General features: G+C 52.9%; 23 protein-coding genes. 17 read left to right on the top strand and 6 right to left on the bottom strand.

From position 1 onward, the window contains the following. Positions 1 to 220: 220 nt before the first annotated feature. Positions 221 to 802, bottom strand: a complete 582-nt coding sequence (locus L1I42_RS03530; RefSeq protein WP_236113118.1) for a hypothetical protein — start codon at positions 800 to 802, stop codon at positions 221 to 223. A gap of 158 nt (positions 803 to 960) precedes the next feature. On the opposite strand from L1I42_RS03530, the gene L1I42_RS03525 reads away from it, so the two are divergent. Next, positions 961 to 1,311 (top strand): hypothetical protein, encoded by a 351-nt coding sequence (locus L1I42_RS03525; RefSeq protein WP_236113117.1) that lies wholly within the window; start codon positions 961 to 963, stop codon positions 1,309 to 1,311. Positions 1,312 to 1,399: 88 nt separating this feature from the next. On the opposite strand, the gene L1I42_RS03520 is transcribed toward L1I42_RS03525, so the two are convergent. The 5 genes from L1I42_RS03520 to L1I42_RS03500 all read right to left on the bottom strand — a co-directional run bounded on the left by L1I42_RS03520 (position 1,400) and on the right by L1I42_RS03500 (position 6,402). Beyond that, complete coding sequence (locus L1I42_RS03520; protein ID WP_236113116.1) at positions 1,400 to 1,879, bottom strand: chemotaxis protein CheW; 480 nt, start codon at positions 1,877 to 1,879, stop codon at positions 1,400 to 1,402. A gap of 21 nt (positions 1,880 to 1,900) precedes the next feature. After that, a complete protein-coding gene (locus L1I42_RS03515) occupies positions 1,901 to 4,543 on the bottom strand; it encodes a chemotaxis protein CheA (RefSeq protein ID WP_236113115.1) in 2,643 nt (880 codons plus the stop codon). Positions 4,544 to 4,575: 32 nt separating this feature from the next. Next, on the bottom strand, positions 4,576 to 4,935 hold the full coding sequence (locus L1I42_RS03510) for a response regulator (protein ID WP_236113114.1): 360 nt from the start codon (positions 4,933 to 4,935) through the stop codon (positions 4,576 to 4,578). 7 nt (positions 4,936 to 4,942) lie between these two features. Continuing rightward, a complete protein-coding gene (locus L1I42_RS03505) occupies positions 4,943 to 5,233 on the bottom strand; it encodes an STAS domain-containing protein (RefSeq protein WP_236113113.1) in 291 nt (96 codons plus the stop codon). A gap of 131 nt (positions 5,234 to 5,364) precedes the next feature. Next, the gene (locus tag L1I42_RS03500) at positions 5,365 to 6,402 is read right to left on the bottom strand and encodes an enoyl-CoA hydratase/isomerase family protein (RefSeq protein ID WP_236113112.1); all 1,038 of its coding nucleotides are present in this window, start codon (positions 6,400 to 6,402) and stop codon (positions 5,365 to 5,367) included. A 76-nt stretch (positions 6,403 to 6,478) separates the two neighbouring features. Between L1I42_RS03500 and L1I42_RS03495 the strand changes: the two genes are divergently transcribed. The 16 genes from L1I42_RS03495 to L1I42_RS03420 all read left to right on the top strand — a co-directional run bounded on the left by L1I42_RS03495 (position 6,479) and on the right by L1I42_RS03420 (position 20,771). Next, complete coding sequence (locus tag L1I42_RS03495; RefSeq protein ID WP_236114158.1) at positions 6,479 to 7,081, top strand: pyridoxamine 5'-phosphate oxidase family protein; 603 nt, start codon at positions 6,479 to 6,481, stop codon at positions 7,079 to 7,081. 335 nt (positions 7,082 to 7,416) lie between these two features. Beyond that, complete coding sequence (locus L1I42_RS03490; protein ID WP_439651485.1) at positions 7,417 to 8,403, top strand: ABC transporter ATP-binding protein; 987 nt, start codon at positions 7,417 to 7,419, stop codon at positions 8,401 to 8,403. Then, the gene (locus tag L1I42_RS03485; RefSeq protein ID WP_236113110.1) at positions 8,400 to 9,383 is read left to right on the top strand and encodes an ABC transporter ATP-binding protein; all 984 of its coding nucleotides are present in this window, start codon (positions 8,400 to 8,402) and stop codon (positions 9,381 to 9,383) included. Before L1I42_RS03490 ends, L1I42_RS03485 begins: the two co-directional genes overlap by 4 nt. 123 nt (positions 9,384 to 9,506) lie before the next feature. Continuing rightward, a complete protein-coding gene (locus tag L1I42_RS03480; protein WP_236113109.1) occupies positions 9,507 to 11,210 on the top strand; it encodes a peptide ABC transporter substrate-binding protein in 1,704 nt (567 codons plus the stop codon). Positions 11,211 to 11,286: 76 nt separating this feature from the next. Beyond that, positions 11,287 to 12,297, top strand: coding sequence for an ABC transporter permease (locus L1I42_RS03475; RefSeq protein ID WP_236113108.1), 1,011 nt, complete (start codon positions 11,287 to 11,289; stop codon positions 12,295 to 12,297). After that, complete coding sequence (locus tag L1I42_RS03470; RefSeq protein ID WP_236113107.1) at positions 12,290 to 13,204, top strand: ABC transporter permease; 915 nt, start codon at positions 12,290 to 12,292, stop codon at positions 13,202 to 13,204. The genes L1I42_RS03475 and L1I42_RS03470 overlap by 8 nt, the downstream gene beginning before the upstream one ends. A gap of 272 nt (positions 13,205 to 13,476) precedes the next feature. Continuing rightward, complete coding sequence (gene rplU / locus L1I42_RS03465; RefSeq protein WP_236113106.1) at positions 13,477 to 14,073, top strand: 50S ribosomal protein L21; 597 nt, start codon at positions 13,477 to 13,479, stop codon at positions 14,071 to 14,073. A 19-nt stretch (positions 14,074 to 14,092) separates the two neighbouring features. Next, the gene (rpmA, locus tag L1I42_RS03460) at positions 14,093 to 14,359 is read left to right on the top strand and encodes a 50S ribosomal protein L27 (RefSeq protein ID WP_133572849.1); all 267 of its coding nucleotides are present in this window, start codon (positions 14,093 to 14,095) and stop codon (positions 14,357 to 14,359) included. 123 nt (positions 14,360 to 14,482) lie between these two features. Beyond that, positions 14,483 to 15,046, top strand: coding sequence for a GNAT family N-acetyltransferase (locus L1I42_RS03455; protein WP_236113105.1), 564 nt, complete (start codon positions 14,483 to 14,485; stop codon positions 15,044 to 15,046). Next, the gene (locus L1I42_RS03450; protein ID WP_236113104.1) at positions 15,033 to 15,590 is read left to right on the top strand and encodes a GNAT family N-acetyltransferase; all 558 of its coding nucleotides are present in this window, start codon (positions 15,033 to 15,035) and stop codon (positions 15,588 to 15,590) included. The genes L1I42_RS03455 and L1I42_RS03450 overlap by 14 nt, the downstream gene beginning before the upstream one ends. Next, positions 15,571 to 16,119, top strand: coding sequence for a GNAT family N-acetyltransferase (locus L1I42_RS03445; RefSeq protein ID WP_236113103.1), 549 nt, complete (start codon positions 15,571 to 15,573; stop codon positions 16,117 to 16,119). Before L1I42_RS03450 ends, L1I42_RS03445 begins: the two co-directional genes overlap by 20 nt. Beyond that, positions 16,112 to 16,672, top strand: coding sequence for a GNAT family N-acetyltransferase (locus L1I42_RS03440; protein ID WP_236113102.1), 561 nt, complete (start codon positions 16,112 to 16,114; stop codon positions 16,670 to 16,672). The genes L1I42_RS03445 and L1I42_RS03440 overlap by 8 nt, the downstream gene beginning before the upstream one ends. Further along, a complete protein-coding gene (gene obgE, locus L1I42_RS03435) occupies positions 16,669 to 17,709 on the top strand; it encodes a GTPase ObgE (RefSeq protein WP_236113101.1) in 1,041 nt (346 codons plus the stop codon). The genes L1I42_RS03440 and obgE overlap by 4 nt, the downstream gene beginning before the upstream one ends. A 30-nt stretch (positions 17,710 to 17,739) precedes the next feature. Next, the gene (proB, locus tag L1I42_RS03430; RefSeq protein WP_236113100.1) at positions 17,740 to 18,870 is read left to right on the top strand and encodes a glutamate 5-kinase; all 1,131 of its coding nucleotides are present in this window, start codon (positions 17,740 to 17,742) and stop codon (positions 18,868 to 18,870) included. Next, entirely contained in the window at positions 18,871 to 20,142 is a 1,272-nt protein-coding gene (locus tag L1I42_RS03425) for a glutamate-5-semialdehyde dehydrogenase (protein WP_236113099.1), read from the top strand. Then, entirely contained in the window at positions 20,139 to 20,771 is a 633-nt protein-coding gene (locus L1I42_RS03420) for a nicotinate-nucleotide adenylyltransferase (RefSeq protein ID WP_369413061.1), read from the top strand. The genes L1I42_RS03425 and L1I42_RS03420 overlap by 4 nt, the downstream gene beginning before the upstream one ends. Positions 20,772 to 20,818: the final 47 nt, after the last annotated feature.

Genomic DNA, 20,818 nt, shown 5'->3' with positions numbered 1-20,818 from the left:
TCACACCCTTAAATTTGGTAAATGTTTCCACACATGATCAACACGAAAATATCGGGGCAATAAATAGCGACTGTATACCTTTTTTCGCCTGTTCAATTTCTTGCTTAAAGGTAAAAAATATTGGTTAATAGTTGGTTTTGATTTGGGCATTTCGGCAAAAATAAAGGGCACGCCTGAACGTGCCCCTGGGTGTATATACGCTGATTTTTGATCAGTGTGATCAGAACAATTCGATATCGTCGTGCTCGACGGCCGGCTTGTTTGCCTTGGAAATTTCCTCTTTGATCAATGTATCGTTGATCGAGCTGTCCAAATGTTTGACAAAAACCTTGCCCGCCACAGGTTGGAAAACAACACGGCGCGCGAAAGTTCCGCCCAAATCTTCCGCCGCAGCCTTATAGCCTTCGGCCGACAAAAATCCCCGGACAAAGGCCGCGTTTTTCGCGCCTACATCATCCATCTTCTGGTTGATGTTACCGCCGCCAAACACCTTTATTTCCAGTTGGTCGCGTTGGCCGGACCCTTGGGTGAGTACTTTGTTGATCAATTCCTCCATGGCATAAGCACCATACCGCGCACTTTCCCCATATCGGTCTCGAGAACTGTCTGATTGAATACCAAGCAAAAAGTGGTTCATGCCGCCGACACCGGTGACTTTATCACGCACACATGCCGATACGCATGATCCCAACACGGTTGAGAACGCCACATTCGGGTCTCCGGTGACATGGCAATCGCCCTGATGCACCTGTTGTGTTGATCCTGCTGGTATATCCCTTGGCGATCTTGCGCTCGTGTTCACTACACTCACCTGAAATATTCGTTTTCCTAAATGTACACGCCAAATTGTTAGTGAACTGCTAACCAAAACCAAAACTCGTATATTTTTTGTGGAATTGGGCAAGCAGGTGTTAGGAAATGACGGCTAGGCTGGTGGGGAATTTAATCGGGGGATGACGTATGTCCTTGGCAAAACTGGCCATCGAGTTAGAAGAAACAGCCCGCCAGACCGCGGAAATGGTCGAACGTGTTAATGACGGTCTCGCCGTTTTAATGGACGATAGCATTGGGTGCAAGGATGCGCGAAATGCGGCGATCCGAAAAATCATTGTGGGCCTGCAAATGCAGGACCGGGTTCAACAGCGTTGCGACAATATGGCGGGCGCGGCCCGTCGCATGGCCGAAATGGTTGAAATTGCAGACCGTGTTGAAGCCGAGGACGTTTGGGCTGGTTTGACCTTGGATGAACTGCGGAAACCAAACTTGTCCGGCGTTGCCCAACGCAATAATGATGATGTTGAGCTTTTCTAGATTTGTTCGATAAGCAAAATTCAGGCAGCAAAAAACCCGGCAAAATTGGCCGGGTTTTTTTATTCAAACTGGCGCGTTCGATTGACGCTTAGGATTCAACGTTCTCTTTGCCGACAACGGTATCCAGATCGATGAGCCCAACCATACGGTTGTCGTGGGTAATGATGCCGTTAAGCAACTCCGCATCCATATTGTCGCCCTCAGGCACATTGTGAATATCGTCACGCTGGATGGTCAAAATGTCCGACACGGCGTCCACCAAAATGCCGATCCATTTATCGCCAACCGACAACACCACCACGACGTGGTTTTTAGTTGCCTCTGTTTTGCCGTCGCCAAACCGTGCCCGCAAATCAAAGATTGGGACAATGGTGCCGCGCAGATTGATTACACCGCGAACATATTCGCGCGTGTTGGGCAAGGGTGTCGCCCCATTCCAGGCGCGGATTTCGCGCACTGTGGTGATTTCAACACCATAAACCTGTTCGCCAATTGAGAAGGCGATCAATTGAATTGAATTTGCACCGCCAGGCTCATGGCCATTTTCGCTGACTTCAATTGCTTCCATTTTCAGTCTCCATTTATGCCGTTAGGCAGCGTTACGATGGTTTGGGCCGGATTTGAGCCCTTGTACATCCACAATCAACGCAACCTGGCCATCACCAAGGATGGTGCCACCAGCAATGCCATCGATACGTTCATAGTTTTCCTCTAAACTCTTAATAACTACTTGCTGCTGGCCAATAATTTCATCTACAACTAACGCAATCTTACTTGAGCCATCGGCCTCGCAAAGCACCACAAAGCGGTCATCTTCTTCTGCCGTTGTGTGCATCGCAAATCGTGTTGCCAAATCAGCCACTTGCACATATTCACCGCGGACAGAAAGCAAGCGCGCACCACTTGGGGTTCTGCCGAACTCGGCTTTGCCTGCCTGAATGGTTTCAACGATTGAAGAGAGCGGCACCACATAGGGGCAGCCCGCCACACTCACCAGCATGACATCAAGCACCGCCAAGGTCAGTGGCAAGCGCAACGTCATGCGCGTCCCACGACCGGGCTGAGACCGGACATGAACCGACCCACCGATCTTCTTGATGTTGGACAGAACCACATCCATCCCCACACCACGGCCGGAAATGTCGGACACTTCGGTTGCTGTGGAGAAACCGGGCGCAAAGATCAGATTATCGATTTGCTCATCACTTGGAGTTTGATCTGGCGCCACAACGCCGCGTTCTTTAGCAATTGCCAGCACGCGCTCGCGGTTGATCCCGGCCCCATCATCCTCGACGATGATCAAAATATTGCCCCCCGCCTGTTCGGCTGAAAGGCGAATTGTGCCCTGTTCCGGCTTGCCGGCGGCCTGGCGTTTTTCAATCGATTCCACTCCATGATCAGCAGAGTTGCGGATCATATGAGTCAGCGGGTCAGACAATTGCTCGATCACTGTTTTATCGATTTCTGTCTGCTCCCCCACCATTTCCAGCTTAATTTTTTTGCCGGTTTTCGACGCCAACTCACGCACGAGGCGCGGCATCCGAGAAAAGACAGATTTTACCGGCTGGGCCCGGATGGCCATCACACTATCCTGCAGGCCACGGGTGGTTTGGGCCAGCACTTCAATGCCGCGCACCAACTCCTGATATTTCTCGCGCAAGGTTTCGTCCATTTGCTGGGTCAGCATGGACTGTGTGATCACCAGTTCGCCCACCATATTTACCACGCGATCAACCTTATCCAGATCCACGCGGATCGACTGAACAGGCGCGCGCTCAGGTGATTTAGATGGTGCCGCTTTGGGTGTCACCGCTGCAGGAATTGATCCGGCCACCGGCTCGGATGGTGTATCAGACTCTACCGGCATTGGCGCCGTCGGCGCGGATGCTGCGGGGGCAGACGCCTTCTCAACTTCGACCATATCAGACAAAGACTGCACTTCCAGTTCTGGCATCTTGTCTTCTTCTGGTTCTGATGGGGCCTGCGCGCTGTCTGACACAGATTGATCGGCGCTTGGCTCTTTGGCTATTGGCTCGTCGGCAACGGTCTCGACGACAGGCTCGGCGCTATCCGCCGCGTTATCTTCGCCCAATCCGGTGACGCCCAGCTCGCCCGCCAAAGCAGCAAAGCTCACCTCTTCTCCGTCGGCCTGCACATCTGGCTCTTCGGTTACAGGCGTCATTTCGTCCGGCGTAACAACCACTTTTGCGCTGGCACTGATATCACCGACCAGTTGAGCGGCTTGCTGCTCGGAGATACCACCTGGCGGAGTGATTTCAATTTCGCAATCGCCTTCGACAAATTCAAAGACCTCGCGGATGCGTTCCTCGGTGACGTCGTCGCCCTGGACAAAAAGGGTCCATGAGCAATAAGGCTGGAAGGGTTCAAAATCTTGCAACGGCGGAATATCACGAATATCCGCGCGCACAACTGTTTCCCCGATGATGGACATTTCGCGGAAAAGCAGCAACGGATCATTCGCGCGTTCATATAACGCTGGCAGCGGACGGAACACCACCACCCAACAATCGGACAATGGCATTTCGATCACGTCACTATCTTCAGTGTCGACCTCTTGTGCGTACATGTCCTGCTCGATCGCACCGTCCACATCGAAAACCACATCCGCATTGGCAATTTCTTCCGCCAATGCTTCTTCATCGCTGTCTTCAATGTTGTCCATCAACGCAGCGTTGAGGTCATCTTCCAGCGGAGATTCTTCAAATTGGTCGCTTTCTGAAGCTTCGGCCGCGTCTGCGCCCTCATCATTTCCAACATTCACCGCGACCGGCGTAAAATCGATGTCAAAGTCTTCCCCGTCGGCTTCTTCTTCGCCTTCGGCAGCATCCGGGTTACACAACAAATCGAATTGACGCTTTTCATCAGCGCCATAGTCGGCACCCAACTCGCGATTTTCCTGGGCCGCCGTAACAAAGTCGGCGACCAAATCTACGGAGCGAATGCACAACGTGATTACATCTTCGGTGAGTTCAACCCGGCCATCACGCACATAGTCGAGCAATGTTTCAAAACTATGAGCAAATCCAACTAGACCTTGAAAACCAAAGGCACCTGCGCCGCCCTTGATGGAGTGAATCGCACGAAAAACAGCGTTGAGGCGTTCAGTGTCCTGATCGCCCTCCTCAATTGCGATAAACTGTTCTTCCAGCTCAATCAAAAGCTCAGAACACTCATCAAAATATGTCGCTTTAAACTCGTCTAGTTCACTCATAACTTGCTTCCAGCCCCGTTAAACGCGTTAAATTAGTGGCTGACCTTTTTGATTACGCTCAGCAGCTTGTCCGGATCGAAAGGCTTAACAATCCAACCGGTGCCTCCGGCGGCGCGGCCTTGATCTCGTTTGTCCTGACTGGTTTCCGTCGTCAAAATGAGGATCGGCAGGCTCTGATGCTTGCCAGATGCCCGGACATTTTTGATAAATTCGATGCCGTCCATAACAGGCATGTTGATATCAGTGATCACCACATCCACGGGCTCATTTTGCAAAACATCCAGGCCTTCCTGGCCATTTTCGGCTTGCAAAACCTCGTACCCGGCTCCAGCAAGTGTATGCTGCAGCATGGCGAGGATCGTGCGGGAATCATCTACCGTGAGTACACGCATAAACCGACTATCCTTTCATAAATGGATCAAATGCATCTTCTAGTCCCAACGTTGAGACTGCACTTGAGAAATGTTCACTAGGCGCGGAAAGCCGCAATTCATAATTATGCTGCCTGGCGGCCTCGCCAGCGCTTAACAACATAAAAAGTGCGCTTGTTGACACACGCTCTACATTTGAAAGTTCAATCTCAAGACTACCGGCGTTAAGCGCATCCAGCATCTCATCGCGCATATTATCGACAACACCGGTGTCAGCAACGGCGGGCATTTCTATGGTTTTCAGTTGAGCATCGGCCATTCTAGCCTGTCCCCCACACACACGATTCAATTCAGCTCAGTTTCGCTGCTAACTATTTAAGATTTCCTAACCATATGGCGATTAGGCGAAATAATTTTGCGAATCGAGTGAGTAAGCGTGGCTGATGCTGGCTAATTCGGCAGTAAAATCCGAAACTGATCTTGATCAACTGCTTCAATGCTGTCTGGTTGCCATTTCGGGGCGTTGTCTTTATCAACCAGCACCGCTCGCACGCCTTCGGCAAAGTCCGGCGCCTCTACAATGATACGCGCCAGTTCACTTTCGAGTGCAAATTGCTCGGCGAGGTTGTCGATCTTTTGGGCGCGATGGACCAGCAGGAAAGAAGCGACAATCGAGGTCGGACTGCCCGCCATCAATGCAGCATGTAGTTTTTGTGCTCGCTCGTCCGTCGCCTCACCCAGGCGGGCCAACAATGCACTAAGATCTTTTTCTTCAAATAGGCGCTGATGCTTGTCGGCCCATTCAATGAAGGGCGCCGACGGCACCGGCTGGGCAATTTCAGCAGCCTTTTGCTTAATCGCGTCGAGGGCATTGGGCTCATTGGCGTATTGCACAATGTGTGTCCGCAAATCTTCCCACTGGTCATCAGAAATCAAACTATCGGATAGATTTAAGGCGATTGCATCAGCCGGTGTGATCATGTCGCCAGTCAATAAAAAGGCGACCCGTTGATGGAGCGGGGCGGACTTGACCAAATGATTGACCGCCACATCCGTGAAAAAGCCAATTGATTTTTCCGGCATGGCAAACCGTGCACCTTCACGGACCAACCTCAATTGAGCGTGACCGGACAAGCCAATGCCCCCGCCCATCACAATACCATGTTGCAGCGAGACGACCGGAATTTTTGAGTTGGCAATGCGCTGATATAAAGCATATTCACGATCAAAGAATGCGGTTGCGCCCTCGACGCCTTTTTCCATAAGCGCCGCACGTACAGCTTTCACATCGCCCCCGGCACAGAACCCTTTTTCACCATTTCCAGACAATAGGATCAGATCACCTGTCGGTTTACTTTCCCACCGATCAAGCGCGGCGGAAATGGCGTCAATCATGTCCAGATCGAGCGAGTTCAATGCCTTTGGCCGATTAAGGGTGATCTCATAGAGTTTTCCGCCTGAACCAAACTGTACCTTTTGATCTGTCATAGAGTTCCGCCCTTGTTATTCTTTCCAGCTCGAGTTTATCTATCAAACAACTGGATTCATGACAGAAAGTAAAGATATGACGATTGTGCGCACCCAAGCCGATCTGCAAGCAATTTATGGCAATTGCTCGGAAGCATCGCTGATCAAGGAGATCGACTTTCTGTCGCCTGGCTATCAGGCGTTTGTGACACATTCTCCTTTTGTCATCTTATCGACCGTGGGCCCCGAAGGCACCGATGCAAGCCCGCGCGGCGACAAAGCGGGCTTTGTGCGCATCGAAACACCACGCACCCTTTTGTTGCCAGATCGGCGGGGCAATAATCGCATCGACAGTTTGCGCAATATCGTGCGTGACCCGCGCTGTAGCATGATGTTTATGGTGCCGGGCAACGCCAATGTGCTGCGGGTGAACGGACACGCCGAAATTGATGTAGATGATGCGCTGTGTAAGAGCTTTGAGGTTGAAGGCAAAGCACCACGCAGTGTGATCCGGCTGCATGTCCAAAAAGCCTATTTTCAATGTGCCCGCGCCATCATGCGAGCGGATTTATGGGGGACTCATCGGGTGCCAGAACTGCCCACGCCGGGCCAGATGATGAAGGAGATCACGGCCGGTGGATTTGATGGCGACACCTATGACAAAGAATGGCCGGGCCGCGCCCAGAAAAGTCTGTGGTAGAAATTACTACGCGCCGCACGACCATAATTTGTGCTCAACATGGATTATCCGACGGCCATTTGCCTGGCCTGAAAGAATTGGTTGGATCAGTTTTGCACTGAATCATTTCGTTACAAGAATATTTTTTTCGATTTAGACATAGTTGCGTTTTTTACAAGTTTTCATCTCAAACGTCTTGGAATCCGGCAGTTAATTGGCTGGACCAATTTTTCTCTTCTTGAAAACAAGGCTGTAGAGCCGTTCAAACTTATTCATCATCATAAATTTATTCTTGAAAAACCCCGAAAGTTCGCTAGGCTCAATCCAAAATAAAAAAAGAGCTGGGGGGAAGAGCGATTAAGCCGGTATTGGATGTTACTGACTTAAGAACCGTGTTCCATACTCAAGATGGTACTGTACATGCCGTAAATGGCATTAGCTTTTATCTTGAGGAAGGTGAGTTATTAAGCGTAGTTGGGGAGAGCGGCTCTGGTAAGAGTGTGACCATGATGTCGCTGCTGAAATTGTTGCCCATGCCGCCCGCCGAGATTGTGTCGGGGATGGTGGATTTTGACGGGCGCGACCTTCTGGAATTGGAGCCTGAAGAGCTGCGGCAAGTACGTGGCGGTGATATTGGTTTTATCTTTCAAGATCCGATGACCTCCTTGAACCCGGTGTTCAAGGTCGGCTTCCAGATTATGGAGCCGCTCAAGGAGCATTTGGGCCTTTCCGAAAAACAAGCACGTAAACGTGCAGTGGAATTGCTTGAGCTTGTGGGTATTCCTGGCGCCGCGGATCGGCTAAACGACTATCCGCACCAGTTTTCCGGCGGTATGCGGCAGCGGGTGATGATCGCCATTGCGCTGGCGTGCGACCCCAAAATTTTGATCGCTGATGAGCCGACCACGGCCCTGGATGTAACCATTCAGGCGCAAATTATCGAGTTGGTGAAAAAGCTGCGGCAGAAGCTGGGCATGGCCATTGTGTGGATCACCCACGATCTGGGCGTTGCTGCCGGCATTTCTGACCGCATTATGGTGATGTATGCTGGTTTTGTGGTGGAACATGCCAAGGTGAAAGACCTTTATAAGCGCCCGCTGCACCCATACACACGAGCCCTTTTGGCGACGTTGCCGACCGATGCTGAAGAAGGTGAAGACCGTTTGAAATCGATTTCCGGCCTGCCCCCTGCTTTGCATGAATATCCCAATTCCTGCCCCTTTGCGCCCCGCTGTGAATTTGCTTTTGACCGGTGCCAGAAGGAGAATCCACCCCTGATGGAAATGGGCGATGGACACCAAGTGGCCTGTTGGTGGGATGTTGAAAAAGGAGCCCCCCGATGACCAAGCATGATCAGGTTTTGGTGAAGGCCCAAAATGTTAAAGTGCACTTCCCCATCCATAAAGGCATATTCAGGCGTCAGGTGGGGTCTGTTAAGGCTGTCGACGGGTTGAGCTTTGAAATTCGGAAAGGGGAAACCCTTGGGCTTGTGGGCGAAAGTGGCTGTGGCAAGTCCACCGCCGGTCGCGCCATGTTACGGCTTTACGAGCTGACTGAAGGGCAGCTTGATTTTGAAGGCGTTGACATTGCCAAGCTGAACCCCAAGGAGCTGCGCAGCGTGCGGCCCCGGATGCAGATGATTTTCCAAGACCCGCAGGCCTGTTTGAACCCGCGTATGACCGTAGGCTCAATCATCGCCGAACCGCTGGATGAACACACCAATCTTTCCACTGCGGAAAAGCGCGAGAAAGTGAAGGGGTTGCTGGATGCGGTGGGGATGAACCGGGACTATGTGAACCGCTATCCGCACGAATTTTCCGGCGGCCAGCGCCAGCGCATCGGGATTGCCCGCGCCTTGGCGCTTGATCCTGACTTTATTGTCTGTGACGAACCCATTGCCGCCCTTGACGTTTCCATTCAGGCGCAGGTGGTAAACTTGCTGCAGGACATTCAGGAGCGGATGGGGCTGACCTATTTGTTCATTTCCCATGATTTGAGCATGGTGCGCCATATCGCTGACCGGGTGGCGGTGATGTATCTGGGCAAGATTGTCGAGCTGGCAGAAAAGCGCGATCTTTATAAAACGCCCAAGCACCCCTATACGCAGGCGCTTTTGTCGGCTGTGCCGGTGCCTGACCCCGAAATCGAAGCCAAGCGGGAACATATTGTGCTGAAGGGCGATGTGCCCAGCCCGGCCAACCCGCCAAAAGGCTGTAATTTTTGCACGCGCTGTCCAATCGCGATTGAAAGATGTCGCACTGAGGAACCGGAACTGCGCGAGCTAAAAAAGGGCCAGTTTGTGGCCTGTCATCTGGCGGAGTAATCTGCCAGCGTTCATTTCTGGCCGGCTTGGCCGGTCGGGGAAATCCCCAGCTTTCGGGCTGGGCGCTCGTGGCCTTCAAAAGAACAAAAAAGAGGGCACGGGCTTCTTAACCAGGAGGAAATAATGCGTAAACTTAAAACTCTGATTATGGCTACTGCTGCGGCGTCTACGTTCGCAACAGCTGCTTTGGCAGAGCGCGGTTCCGATGGAAACCTCAATATCGCTTATTGGCAAGCGGTTTCTATTTTGAACCCCTATCTGTCTGGCGGCACCAAGGATATCGAAGCATCGTCTTTGATCCTCGATCCTTTGGCCAATTATCGTCCAGATGGTTCTATGGAGCCTGCACTGGCAACAGAAATCCCAACCATTGAAAATGGCGGCGTTTCTGAAGATCTGAAGTCGATCACTTGGAAGCTGCGGGACGACGTTGTCTGGTCCGACGGCACTCCATTTACAGCAGCTGACGTTGTATTTTCGGCCAACTATTGCTTGCACCCTGAAGGGGGCTGTAACGCGGCATCCAACTTTGCGGATGTTGAAAGCGTGGAAGCCGTTGACGATCATACTGTAAAGATCAACTTCTCTGTGGCCAAGCCATTCCCATATGGCCCATTTGTGGGCGCGACAGCACCTGTTATCCAAGAAGCTCAATTCAAGGATTGCATGGGTGCAAAAGCACCTGAATGTACTGACGCAAACTTTGGCCCGATCGGCACCGGCCCATTTGTTGTGGATGAGTTCCGCGCAAATGACGTGGTGACTTATAAAGCCAACGAAAACTATCGCGACCCTGCACAGCCTGCTTTTGCAACTGTTGTGCTGAAAGGTGGCGGCGACAGTGCTTCGACAACCCGTTCCGTTTTGGAAACAGGCGAGTTTGACTATGCTTGGAACGTGCAGGTTGAGCCTGAAGTTCTGGCGCAAATGCAAGCCGCCGGCAATGGTGAAATCATCGCAGCGTTTGGTACATCTGTAGAGCGTTTGATGGTGAACCTGACCAACCCTGATCCAGCCTTGGGCGACAAACGCTCAACTGTAGAAGGTGGTCCACACCCCTTCTTGAGCGATAAGGCTGTGCGTCAAGCATTGTCTATGGCCATCGACCGCGACATTCTTGTTGAAGTGGGCTATGGCCCGAACGGTCAGGTGACATGTAACGTGTTGCCAGCGCCAGAGATTTATGCCTCTACCGCCAATGATGCTTGTAAGACACAAGACATTGAGGGCGCGAATAAACTGCTTGATGAAGCTGGCTGGATGCCAGGTCCAGACGGCATTCGCGAAAAAGATGGCGTGCGTCTCTCCATCCTTTACCAGACATCCACAAACTCTGTACGTCAGGGCACACAGGCTCTGGTTAAGCAGATGTGGCAGGAAATTGGTGTAGAAACTGAGCTGCGCAACATTGATGCTGGCGTGTTCTTTGGTGGTGACCAGTCTTCACCAGACACATTCCAGAAGTTCTTTGCTGACATCGAAATGTACACCAACAACTTCGATGGTACTGACCCTGAAGCCTATATGGGCAACTGGGTATGCTCAGAAATTCCGTCACCTGCCAACCAGTGGATCGGCAACAACATGCCGCGCTTCTGCTCAGAAGAATATGACGCTTTGAGCAAAGAAATGGGCAAGACCGCTTCTATCGAGAAGCGTGCCGAGCTGGCGAAGAAAATGAACGACATGCTGATGCAGGAATATGTAATGATTCCGTTGATCCACCGTGGTCGTGTATCAGCCAAGTCTAACGCACTTGGCAATGTAACCCTGAACCCATGGGATTCAGAGCTTGCATTCGCTGAAGAGTGGACACGCGTTGAATAAGCAAACTGATGGGGCGCGCCTGGCGCGCTCCGTCTTTCCCTTTTTTGGGCAATAAAATAGTGTTGGGGAACTCTTCATGCTGAATTACACCCTTAGGCGTTTGCTGTTCGCGATCCCTACCCTGTTGGTGATCAGCTTCATCATCTTTGTGATTTTGGATCTTGCGCCAGGGGATCCGACGGGCCAGTTGCCGCTCACCATTCCCGCCGAAGTGCGCGCGCAAATCCGCGAAAGCCTTGGCGTTGGTGAACCTATCCACATCGCCTATTTCAAATGGCTGCGCGGCTTTTTTGTTTATGAACCGCTCTACTGGCTCGACCAAATGGGGCTGACCATTGGCGACCCGGCCGACAGGGCACGGATTATTTCCTACGCTACGCGCGGCCCGGTTTTTGACCTGATCCTGGAACGTATTCCGCAAACCTTGTGGGTGGTGGGCCTGTCCTATGTCTTTGGCATTCTGATCGCGCTGCCAATCGGGGTGATTTCAGCCTATAAGCAATATTCATGGTTCGACCAGTTGGGGACATTTATCTCCATGGTGGGCTTTTCTGTGCCGACCTTTTTCACTGGCCTTTTGATGATCGTGATCTTTTCGGTGCAACTGGGTTGGTTCCCGTCTGTGTATGACACGACATTGGAAGTGAACAGCTGGGAGAGCTTTATCAAACAAGTAAAGCAAATGGTGATGCCGGTGGCGGTGTTGGCGCTTTATAATGCGTCGCAGATTTCACGCTTTATGCGCGCCTCCATGCTGGACAATCTCACCCAGGATTACGTGCGCACGGCGCGGGCGAAAGGCATGAGCGAAAAAGTTGTGGTGCTGACGCACGTTTTGCGCAACTCGCTTATTCCGGTGGTGACGGTGATTGCTTTGGGCGTGCCCACCATCTTTTCCGGAGCGATTATTACCGAACAGATTTTCCGGGTGAACGGGCTGGGCCAATTGCTGATTATCGGCATTCAGGGCAGCGACTTCCCGCTCGTGCAAACATTGACCTTTATCTTTGCTATTCTCATCGTGCTGTTCAATCTGATCGCCGATGTGATCTATGGCATTCTCGACCCAAGGATCCGCTATGACTGATCAAGTTGCAACCACAGCTCTCGGCAAGCCACAGCGCTCTTTATGGGGTGACGTGCTGCGCCAATTCATGAAGCACAAGGGTGGTGTAGCCGGTCTTGTGATCTTCCTGTTCATCGTTTTTGCGGTGTTGTTTGGCCCCTATATCCACACCATTGATCCGCAATATTTGGACATTCGAAACAAAAATCTCGGCCCCACCTGGGAACATCCGATGGGCACCGACAATCTGGGCCGTGACGGGCTGGCGCAGGTACTGAGCGGCGGGCGTGTCTCGTTGGCCGTGGGCATTGCCGCCATGGCCCTGTCGCTGCTGTTGGGCACCATGATCGGCATTCTGGCCGGGTTCTTCCGCAAGCTGGATGGGCCGTTGATGCGCACGACAGATTTGTTTCTGGCGCTGCCTATTTTGCCGCTCCTGTTGGTGATCATTTTGTTGTTCCGCGACAGTTTGCGCGCCGCGTTTGGGCCGGAAATGGGCATCTTTTTGCTGATCGTTTTTGTGATCGGCATCACCAGTTGGATGAACACGGCGCGGATTGTGCGTGGCGAAGTGCTGGCGGTGAAGGAACGCGAATTTGTGCTGGCGGCCAAGTCTATTGGCACGGGGTCGTTCACCACGATTATTCGCCACATTTTCCCCAATGTGCTGAGCCCGGTGATGGTGTCGGCCACTTTGGGCATTGCCACCGCGATCATCACCGAAAGCGCATTGAGCTTTTTGGGGCTGGGCTTCCCGTCTGACTTCCCCACCTGGGGGCGGCTTCTATATGACGGCGCCAACTTCATGACCCTCAACCCCGCACGGGTGATCTGGCCAGGATTGGCGATCTCGCTAACCGTGTTGAGTGTCAATTATATTGGCGATGGCATTCGCGACGCCCTCGACCCGCGTATTCGGGGGCGGTAAGCACCGCCGGTTCAAGCTTCAAAACGGCGCCCATCGCGGCGCCGTTTTCTTTGATAATGCGCCCAAAAAGCGCCCTTTCCCCTTGACTTTGGGGGGATTCTGCATCATAACCGCCATCGAATTGAAGCGTAGCTGGGGACAGTTGCGCCAATTTTCATTGGAAAAACTGCAGCTTAAGGCTTTCAGGCTTGCCTGAAGAAAGTCCGGAAATCCGGCGCCGCACAGCGCGTGACAACAAAAAGGCCGTTGAACGCCTTTTGAAAGGAAAGAATATGTTTGCTGTGATCAAAACAGGCGGCAAGCAGTATAAGGTTGCTGCTGATGACGTCTTGTCTGTTGAAAAACTCAATGCCGAAGCCGGCGACACCATTACTTTTGATGAAGTATTGATGGTTGGCGCGGAAGGCGATGTGACAATCGGGTCACCATTGGTTGATGGTGCTTCTGTTGTGGCAGAGTTGGTTGAACAAAAGCGCGACAAGAAAATTGTGGTCTTCAAAAAGAAGCGCCGTCAAAACTATCGTCGCAAAAATGGTCACCGTCAGCATTTGAGCGTTGTGCGCATCACCGACATTCTGACCGGTGGCGCAAAGCCAAAAGCAACAAAGAAAGCTGCACCTAAAAAGGAAGCAGCGAAAGCCGAAGCACCTGCCGCTAAAGCAGATGCACAGGACGATTTGAAATTGATCTCTGGTGTTGGCCCAGCATTGGAAAAGAAGTTGCACGCAGCTGGCGTGACTTCTTTGAAGCAAGTGGCTGAATTCACCAAAGAAGACATTGAACGCATTGATGCCGAGCTAAACTTTAAAGGCCGCATTGAACGCGAAGATTGGATTGGCCAAGCTAAAGACATGCTGGCTGGCAAGTAAGTTATAGGAGACTGACACAATGGCACATAAAAAAGCAGGCGGTTCATCCCGTAACGGTCGTGATTCAGCTGGTCGTCGTCTCGGCGTGAAGAAATTTGGTGGCGAGCACGTGGTGCCTGGCAACATTCTTGTGCGTCAGCGCGGCACAAAGTGGAATCCAGGTGAAAATGTGGGTCTTGGCAAAGACCACACAATTTATGCGCTTGTGGAAGGTAAAGTGACCTTCTCCACACGTCGCAACAACAAGACATTTGTATCTGTGATGCCACAAGAGGCAGCAGAATAACGGCGGTTCACATATCATCCGCCGGTTTAACCAAACCCCGGCGGATCAGATGACACGCTAAAAGCTTCAAAGTTTTAAAGGGGATTGGTGAAAACCGGTCCCCTTTTTGTTTGGAGCAATAAAATGACTAAATCAGTTTTGAAAACCACTCTTCCTTCAACCATCCGTTCGAAACGTTTGGTGATGCGCCCGCTTGGCGAACAGGATGTGGCGCAACTGGTGGTGCTCGCAAACAATAAAAAGATTGCCGATGTGCTGGCGCGACTGCCGCACCCCTATACCGACGATGATGCCAAATATTTTATCAATTTGGCCAATTCGGGCGGAGAAGAAAAAGTGTGGGCCATCACCCATGATGGCGCACTTGTCGGGGTGTGCGGTCTCACCTTTAGCGATGAAACACCCGCACCGGAGCTTGGCTACTGGCTGGGCGAGCCATATTGGGGCCAAGGCTTTGGTTCTGAAGCGATTTCTGCTTTGTTGAATGCGGTGAAGGAAACGGAGAATGGCGCGGAACTTTTCGCCCGTTGCCTCGTTTCAAACAAGGCTTCTGAGGCACTGCTCACCAAGTGTGGTTTTGTGCATCAAAAGACTCTCACCGAAGATTGCGGCCGACATGCCGACAAGGAAATGCACCATTTCCTGTTCAACCACAAAGACAAGCGGATAGATCATGACTTACATTGAAACGAAGAACCTATTGCTGCGTCCGGTTGAGATTGGGGATGCTGCAAACCTGGCCGAAGCACTGAACGATTTCGAAATCGCCCGGAACTTGAAAAATGTGCCCACCCCCTGCCGGCCCAAGGATGTGCTGGCGTGGTTGGGACGCACTGTGCATGATCGCACACGGGACAATATTGCTTTCGTTATCGAAGTGGAGCCCATGAAGCTGGGCGGGCTGATTGATTTTGGCCCCAGCGAGCGCGGCGTGAATATAGGCTATTGGCTGAAAAAACAATATTGGGGCTATGGCTATATGAGCGAAGCGCTGCGTGCTGCGCTCGACTGGTATTTTCTGGAAGATGATCGGGACTTTATCGTCTCTGACATTTTTGAGGACAATTTTGCCTCCCGTAAACTGCAAGCCAAGCTTGGCTTTGAAGAAGTCGGCACCTGCCAGTTTGACTGCCAGACCCGAGGCGAAACGGTCACCGCCGTGGACACGGTGTTGACCCGCAAAGCCTATTGGGACCTACGGAGAGAGCATCATGCTGAACTTGCAAGCTGAGGGCTGGTCGCTGCGTCCCCTTGAGCTGAAGGATGCAGATGCTCTCCAGTCGATCCTTGAGCAATATGATGTGGCAAAGTCGCTCACACCCATACCGCACCCTTTTCCTAAGGGTGCGGCGCACAACTGGCTGGCCGAGAAACTTGACGACCATCGGGCCGAAAACACGGCCTTTGGCATCGTCAATCCTCAAGGTGATATGTGTGGCAATGTCGGGTTTGATTGGAGCGATCAGGGGAAGTCTATCTTAGGCTATTATCTCGACACGCCTTATTGGGGCAAAGGCTTGATGTCAGACGCCGTTGCTCGCGGTCTGGCATGGCTCTTCGCCCATTCGGATATTGCAGAGGTCCATTCTGGCGTGTTGGCATTCAATCAGGCGTCCCTGTCGGTTCAAAAGCGAGTGGGCTTTGTTGAAGTTGACCACAGTACGGCATATTGCGCGGCACAGGAATGTGAGTTTCCCTATATCGGCACGAAACTGACGCGCGACAATTTCAATAAGAATGTCGGTGGCCCTTATGCTTAAGCTTGCCACTGATCGCCTCTATATGCGCCCGCCTTTAATGGATGATGCCGCGGCGATTGCTGCGGCTTTGTCCAATTTTGAGGTGTCGAAAAATTTGGCTTTCGTGCCCCACCCTTATGACATCTCAGATGCGGTGGCGTGGTTGGAGCGGCAGCCTGCGCTGGCGCATCCCTTTGATCAGAAATTTGCAATTTTTACCCACGAAGATCAGTTTTGCGGCATGACCGGCTTTACCAATAAAAACGACCTGCCGTCGCTGGGCTATTATTTGCATCCGGATGCCTGGGGAAAAGGCTATATGACTGAGGCGAATTGGGCGTTGATCAAATGGCTGTTTGACGGGCCCGGTGCACCCAAGATTATCTCCGGTGTTTTTGATTATAATCAAGCTTCGATGCGGGTTCAAAAGAAACTAGGCTTTCAAACGGTGAGCCAGTCCGTTATGCATTCCCTTGCGCAAAGCAAAGATTTCGCGCATATCGATACCGAACTTACACAGAGCGCGTTTGAAAACGCCGCGCCCACACTGTCCGAACTGCGAAAAGACACATGAAATTTCTAGACCAGGCCAAAATCTTTGTGAAATCCGGCAATGGCGGGGCTGGTGCCGTGTCCTTTCGGCGGGAAAAATATGTTGAATTTGGCGGCCCGGATGGCGGCAGCGGCGGGCGCGGTGGCGATGTTATCGTGCAGTGCGTTGACGGGTTGAATACGCTGATCGATTATCGTTACAAGCAGCATTTCAAAGCGGGCACCGGCACCCACGGCATGGGGCGGCAACGCACCGGAGCCGATGGCAATGATGTTGTGCTGAAAGTGCCGGTGGGCACGCAGATATTTGCCGAAGACAATGAGACCATTTTGGCCGACTTTACTGAAGTGGGCCAGGAGATGGTGCTGCTCAAGGGCGGCAATGGCGGTTTCGGCAATATGCATTTTAAAAACTCCACCAACCAGGCGCCGCGCCATGCCAATCCCGGCTTGGCGGGTGAGGAAATGTGGATTTGGCTGCGGTTGAAGTTGATTGCGGATGCCGGGCTTGTGGGCCTGCCCAATGCGGGCAAATCGACTTTTTTGGCCTCGGTGACGGCGGCCAAACCGAAAATTGCCGACTATCCCTTCACCACATTGCACCCTAATTTGGGCGTGGTGAAAATCGGCAATCGTGAATTTGTGATGGCCGACATTCCCGGCTTGATTGAAGGCGCGCATGAGGGCGCGGGCATTGGTGACAGATTTTTAGGCCATGTGGAACGCACCCGCACCATTGTGCACTTGATTGATGGCACACAAGAAGATGTTGTGGGGGCCTATAAAACCATTCGTGGCGAGCTGGAGGCTTATGGCCATGGGCTGGCCGAAAAACATGAGATATTGGCGCTGAACAAGGCCGATGCCATCCCTGAAGACGAACTGGCCGAGAAAAAGCAAGCGCTTGAAGAAGCCAGCAGCCGCAAAGTGCATGTGATTTCTGCCGTCGCGGGTCAGGATGTGGATAAAGTGCTGTTTGACGTGTTGGGGCAGTTGGATGATGCCCGTGAGGCTGAAGCCGCGGCGGAAGAAGAAGATGAGGCGCCCTGGACGCCTTAAGGGCTGCGGCAAGGTTGGGAATGTGACTCTATGGCAGATGCGTTCAGCGATTTTTTCGGGTTTAAACGCCTGACAATCAAAATCGGCTCTGCCTTGCTGGTGGATGCGGAGACTGGTGCGCTGCGCAAAACGTGGCTGAAGAGTTTGGCCGCAGATATTGCCGAACTAAAATCTCATGGCGTCGACATTGTGATTGTCTCTTCCGGCGCGATCTCCCTGGGCCGACGGCTTTTGGGGTTGGATGCGACAACCCTGCCCCTCGACCAAAGCCAGGCAGCTGCGTCCGTCGGGCAGATCGCCCTCTCCCAAGCCTTTAGCGATATTTTGCACACCCACAATATTGTCGCCGGGCAGATTCTGGTCACCCCCAACATCACCGAACAGCGGCGACATTTTTTGAACGCCAAGACCACCATGAACACATTGTTGGATCTGGGCGCGGTGCCGATCATCAATGAGAATGACAGTGTGGCGACCTCGGAAATTCGCTATGGCGACAATGACCGGCTGAGCGCGCGGGTGGCCACCATGGTGGAAAGTGACGGGCTGATTATCTTTTCGGATGTGGACGGGCTTTATACTGCACCGCCGCATCTTGACCCTGACGCCGAGTTTTTGCCGCGCATTGAGCGCATCACCCCCGAGATTGAGGCCATGGCCGGGGGCGCGGCCAGCCATTTGTCGCGCGGGGGCATGCGCACCAAAATTGAAGCCGCCAAGATGGCGGTGAATGCGGGCACCGCGATGATTATCGCCAAGGGCGCGATTGACCATCCGTTGCGCGCCCTCGCCGAAGGCGGACAGCACAGTTTCTTCGTGCCCATGGCCACCAAGCGCGCGGCGCGGAAAAACTGGATCATGTCGGCCCTGCCCGCCGGGCGGGTGACGATTGATGAAGGGGCGTGTACCGCGCTGGCCAAAGGGACCAGCTTGCTGCCCATTGGCGTAACCACAATTGAGGGCGCATTTGGCCGCGGCGATGCCATTTCCATTTTTGGTCCGTCTGGGGTAGAAATTGCCCGCGGTCTATCGAATTTTGACGCGGGTGACGCGCGCATGGTGTTGGGCAAGCGTTCGGACCAGATTGCAGATATTTTAGGCCCTGTCTCGCGCACCGAATTGGTGCATCGGGACAATATGGTGTTGTTGGAGGCAAGCTAAATGACAAATCAAGCCGATATTCATACGCTGATGATGGGATTGGGCGAGCGAGCTCGTCTGGCAGCGCGTGGATTGGCCATCGCCCCGACAGATCAAAAAGACCAAGCTTTGCGCGAAAGCGCTGCGCTGATGCGCGTGCGCAAACAGGATATTATGGCGGCCAACCAAAAGGATGTGGCAACTGCCAAAGAAAACAACATTAGCGCGGCCTTTATCGATCGGCTCACGCTTGATGAGGGCCGCATTGATGCCATTGCCGACGGATTGGAGCAGATTGCGCTGCTTGACGATCCCGTAGGCACCAAGCTGGCCGAAATCCGCCGTCCCAACGGGCTGGTGATTGATCGGGTGCGCACGCCCCTCGGCGTGATCGGCGTGATCTTTGAAAGCCGCCCCAATGTGACCGCAGATGCGGGTGCGCTGTGCCTGAAATCCGGCAACGCTGCAATTTTGCGCGGCGGCTCGGACAGCGTGCACAGCTCACGCGCTATTCATCAGTGCTTGGCGGACGGGCTGGAGGCGGCGGGCCTTTCCAAAGATGCAATCCAGCTTGTGCCGACCACCGATCGCGAAGCCGTAGGCAAAATGCTGCAAGGCTTGCATGGCAATGTGGACGTGATCGTGCCGCGCGGCGGCAAGGGGCTGGTGGGTCGTGTGCAGCAGGAAGCGCGGGTGCCGGTTTTTGCTCATCTCGAAGGTATTTGCCACATCGTGGTGGACAAAAGCGCCGACTTGACGATGGCCAAGGACGTTATTTTGAACGCCAAAATGCGCCGCACCGGCATTTGCGGGGCGGTGGAAACTGTGCTGATTGATCAGCATGTCTCCTCGCTTTTGGTGCCAGAATTGGTGGACGCATTGGTGGAGATGGGCTGCGAAGTACGCGGGTGCGACCGCACCACAAGTCTGGACGATCGGGTAAAACCCGCCACCGAAGACGATTGGTCCACTGAATATCTGGACGCGATTGTGTCTGTGCGGGTGGTGGACGATTTTGACCAGGCACTTGACCATATCGGACAATATTCATCACACCACACAGAGGCTGTGATCGCCGAAGATGATGCCGTTGTTCAACGGTTCTTCACTGAGGTGGATTCAGCCATTTTGATGCATAATGCCTCTACACAGTTTGCCGATGGCGGCGAGTTTGGCATGGGCGCCGAGATCGGCATTGCCACGGGTAAAATGCATGCGCGAGGACCAGTTGGCGTGGAACAATTGACCAGCTTCAATTATCGCGTGCATGGCAAAGGACACACCCGTCCGTGACCCAAATTATCAAGAACAGTCATGCAGATTTAAGTCTGCCTTCATCTGCGCCTGGCATGCGTATCGGCCTGTTTGGTGGCAGCTTCAATCCGGCGCATGAGGGGCACAAATTGGTGTCACGCCAAGCCTTGAAGCGATTGGGGTTGGACGCCATTTGGTGGCTGGTGACTCCGGGTAATCCGCTTAAGGATCATAGCGAACTAAAACCATTGTCCGAGCGCATTGCTGATGCACGCGCATTGATGGATCATCCGCGGGTGCGGATTACCGGCTTTGAAGCCAAGCATGGCTTCAAATATAGTTATGACACACTCGCCTATTTGAAACAGACCCTGCCCGGGCGCAAATTTGTGTGGATCATGGGGGCAGACAATCTGCTGAGTTTTCACAAATGGGACCGCTGGCAGGATTTCGCCCGATTGATGCCAATTGCGGTTTATGTGCGCCCAGGGGCAACATACAACGCACCCTTCGCCCCAGCGGCGCAGGCGATGGCTCGGTGGCGGGTGGATGAAAGCGATGCGATGGATTTCGCGGACCGGGAAGCACCGGCATGGATCTATCTGCATGGGATTATGTCAGACCTTTCCTCAACAAAACTACGTCAGGCGGCAAAGGGCCGCGATTAGCCGCGCCTGCCGAGGCTTGAAAAACACGCGCAAAACGCGCATATTAA

This window comes from Maritalea mediterranea (assembly GCF_021568695.1).
In the GTDB taxonomy this organism is placed as follows: Bacteria; Pseudomonadota; Alphaproteobacteria; order Rhizobiales; family Devosiaceae; genus Maritalea; species Maritalea mediterranea.
The sequence above is the reverse complement of the archived record's forward strand: the minus strand, read 5'-3'. Positions and strand labels throughout refer to the sequence as shown.

Excerpts from the sequence above, each read along its gene's own strand:
- L1I42_RS03425 (WP_236113099.1), top strand. The coding sequence starts at position 18,871 with ATGACAAATCAAGCCGATATTCATACGCTGATGATGGGATTGGGCGAG.
- rplU (WP_236113106.1), top strand. The coding sequence starts at position 13,477 with ATGTTTGCTGTGATCAAAACAGGCGGCAAGCAGTATAAGGTTGCTGCT.
- L1I42_RS03520 (WP_236113116.1), bottom strand. The coding sequence starts at position 1,879 with ATGGAAGCAATTGAAGTCAGCGAAAATGGCCATGAGCCTGGCGGTGCA.
- L1I42_RS03450 (WP_236113104.1), top strand. The coding sequence starts at position 15,033 with ATGACTTACATTGAAACGAAGAACCTATTGCTGCGTCCGGTTGAGATT.
- L1I42_RS03505 (WP_236113113.1), bottom strand. The coding sequence starts at position 5,233 with ATGGCCGATGCTCAACTGAAAACCATAGAAATGCCCGCCGTTGCTGAC.
- L1I42_RS03510 (WP_236113114.1), bottom strand. The coding sequence starts at position 4,935 with ATGCGTGTACTCACGGTAGATGATTCCCGCACGATCCTCGCCATGCTG.
- L1I42_RS03500 (WP_236113112.1), bottom strand. The coding sequence starts at position 6,402 with ATGACAGATCAAAAGGTACAGTTTGGTTCAGGCGGAAAACTCTATGAG.
- rpmA (WP_133572849.1), top strand. The coding sequence starts at position 14,093 with ATGGCACATAAAAAAGCAGGCGGTTCATCCCGTAACGGTCGTGATTCA.
- proB (WP_236113100.1), top strand. The coding sequence starts at position 17,740 with ATGGCAGATGCGTTCAGCGATTTTTTCGGGTTTAAACGCCTGACAATC.
- L1I42_RS03455 (WP_236113105.1), top strand. The coding sequence starts at position 14,483 with ATGACTAAATCAGTTTTGAAAACCACTCTTCCTTCAACCATCCGTTCG.
- L1I42_RS03495 (WP_236114158.1), top strand. The coding sequence starts at position 6,479 with ATGACGATTGTGCGCACCCAAGCCGATCTGCAAGCAATTTATGGCAAT.
- L1I42_RS03480 (WP_236113109.1), top strand. The coding sequence starts at position 9,507 with ATGCGTAAACTTAAAACTCTGATTATGGCTACTGCTGCGGCGTCTACG.
- L1I42_RS03515 (WP_236113115.1), bottom strand. The coding sequence starts at position 4,543 with ATGAGTGAACTAGACGAGTTTAAAGCGACATATTTTGATGAGTGTTCT.
- L1I42_RS03440 (WP_236113102.1), top strand. The coding sequence starts at position 16,112 with ATGCTTAAGCTTGCCACTGATCGCCTCTATATGCGCCCGCCTTTAATG.
- L1I42_RS03470 (WP_236113107.1), top strand. The coding sequence starts at position 12,290 with ATGACTGATCAAGTTGCAACCACAGCTCTCGGCAAGCCACAGCGCTCT.
- L1I42_RS03475 (WP_236113108.1), top strand. The coding sequence starts at position 11,287 with ATGCTGAATTACACCCTTAGGCGTTTGCTGTTCGCGATCCCTACCCTG.
- L1I42_RS03525 (WP_236113117.1), top strand. The coding sequence starts at position 961 with ATGTCCTTGGCAAAACTGGCCATCGAGTTAGAAGAAACAGCCCGCCAG.
- obgE (WP_236113101.1), top strand. The coding sequence starts at position 16,669 with ATGAAATTTCTAGACCAGGCCAAAATCTTTGTGAAATCCGGCAATGGC.
- L1I42_RS03485 (WP_236113110.1), top strand. The coding sequence starts at position 8,400 with ATGACCAAGCATGATCAGGTTTTGGTGAAGGCCCAAAATGTTAAAGTG.
- L1I42_RS03445 (WP_236113103.1), top strand. The coding sequence starts at position 15,571 with ATGCTGAACTTGCAAGCTGAGGGCTGGTCGCTGCGTCCCCTTGAGCTG.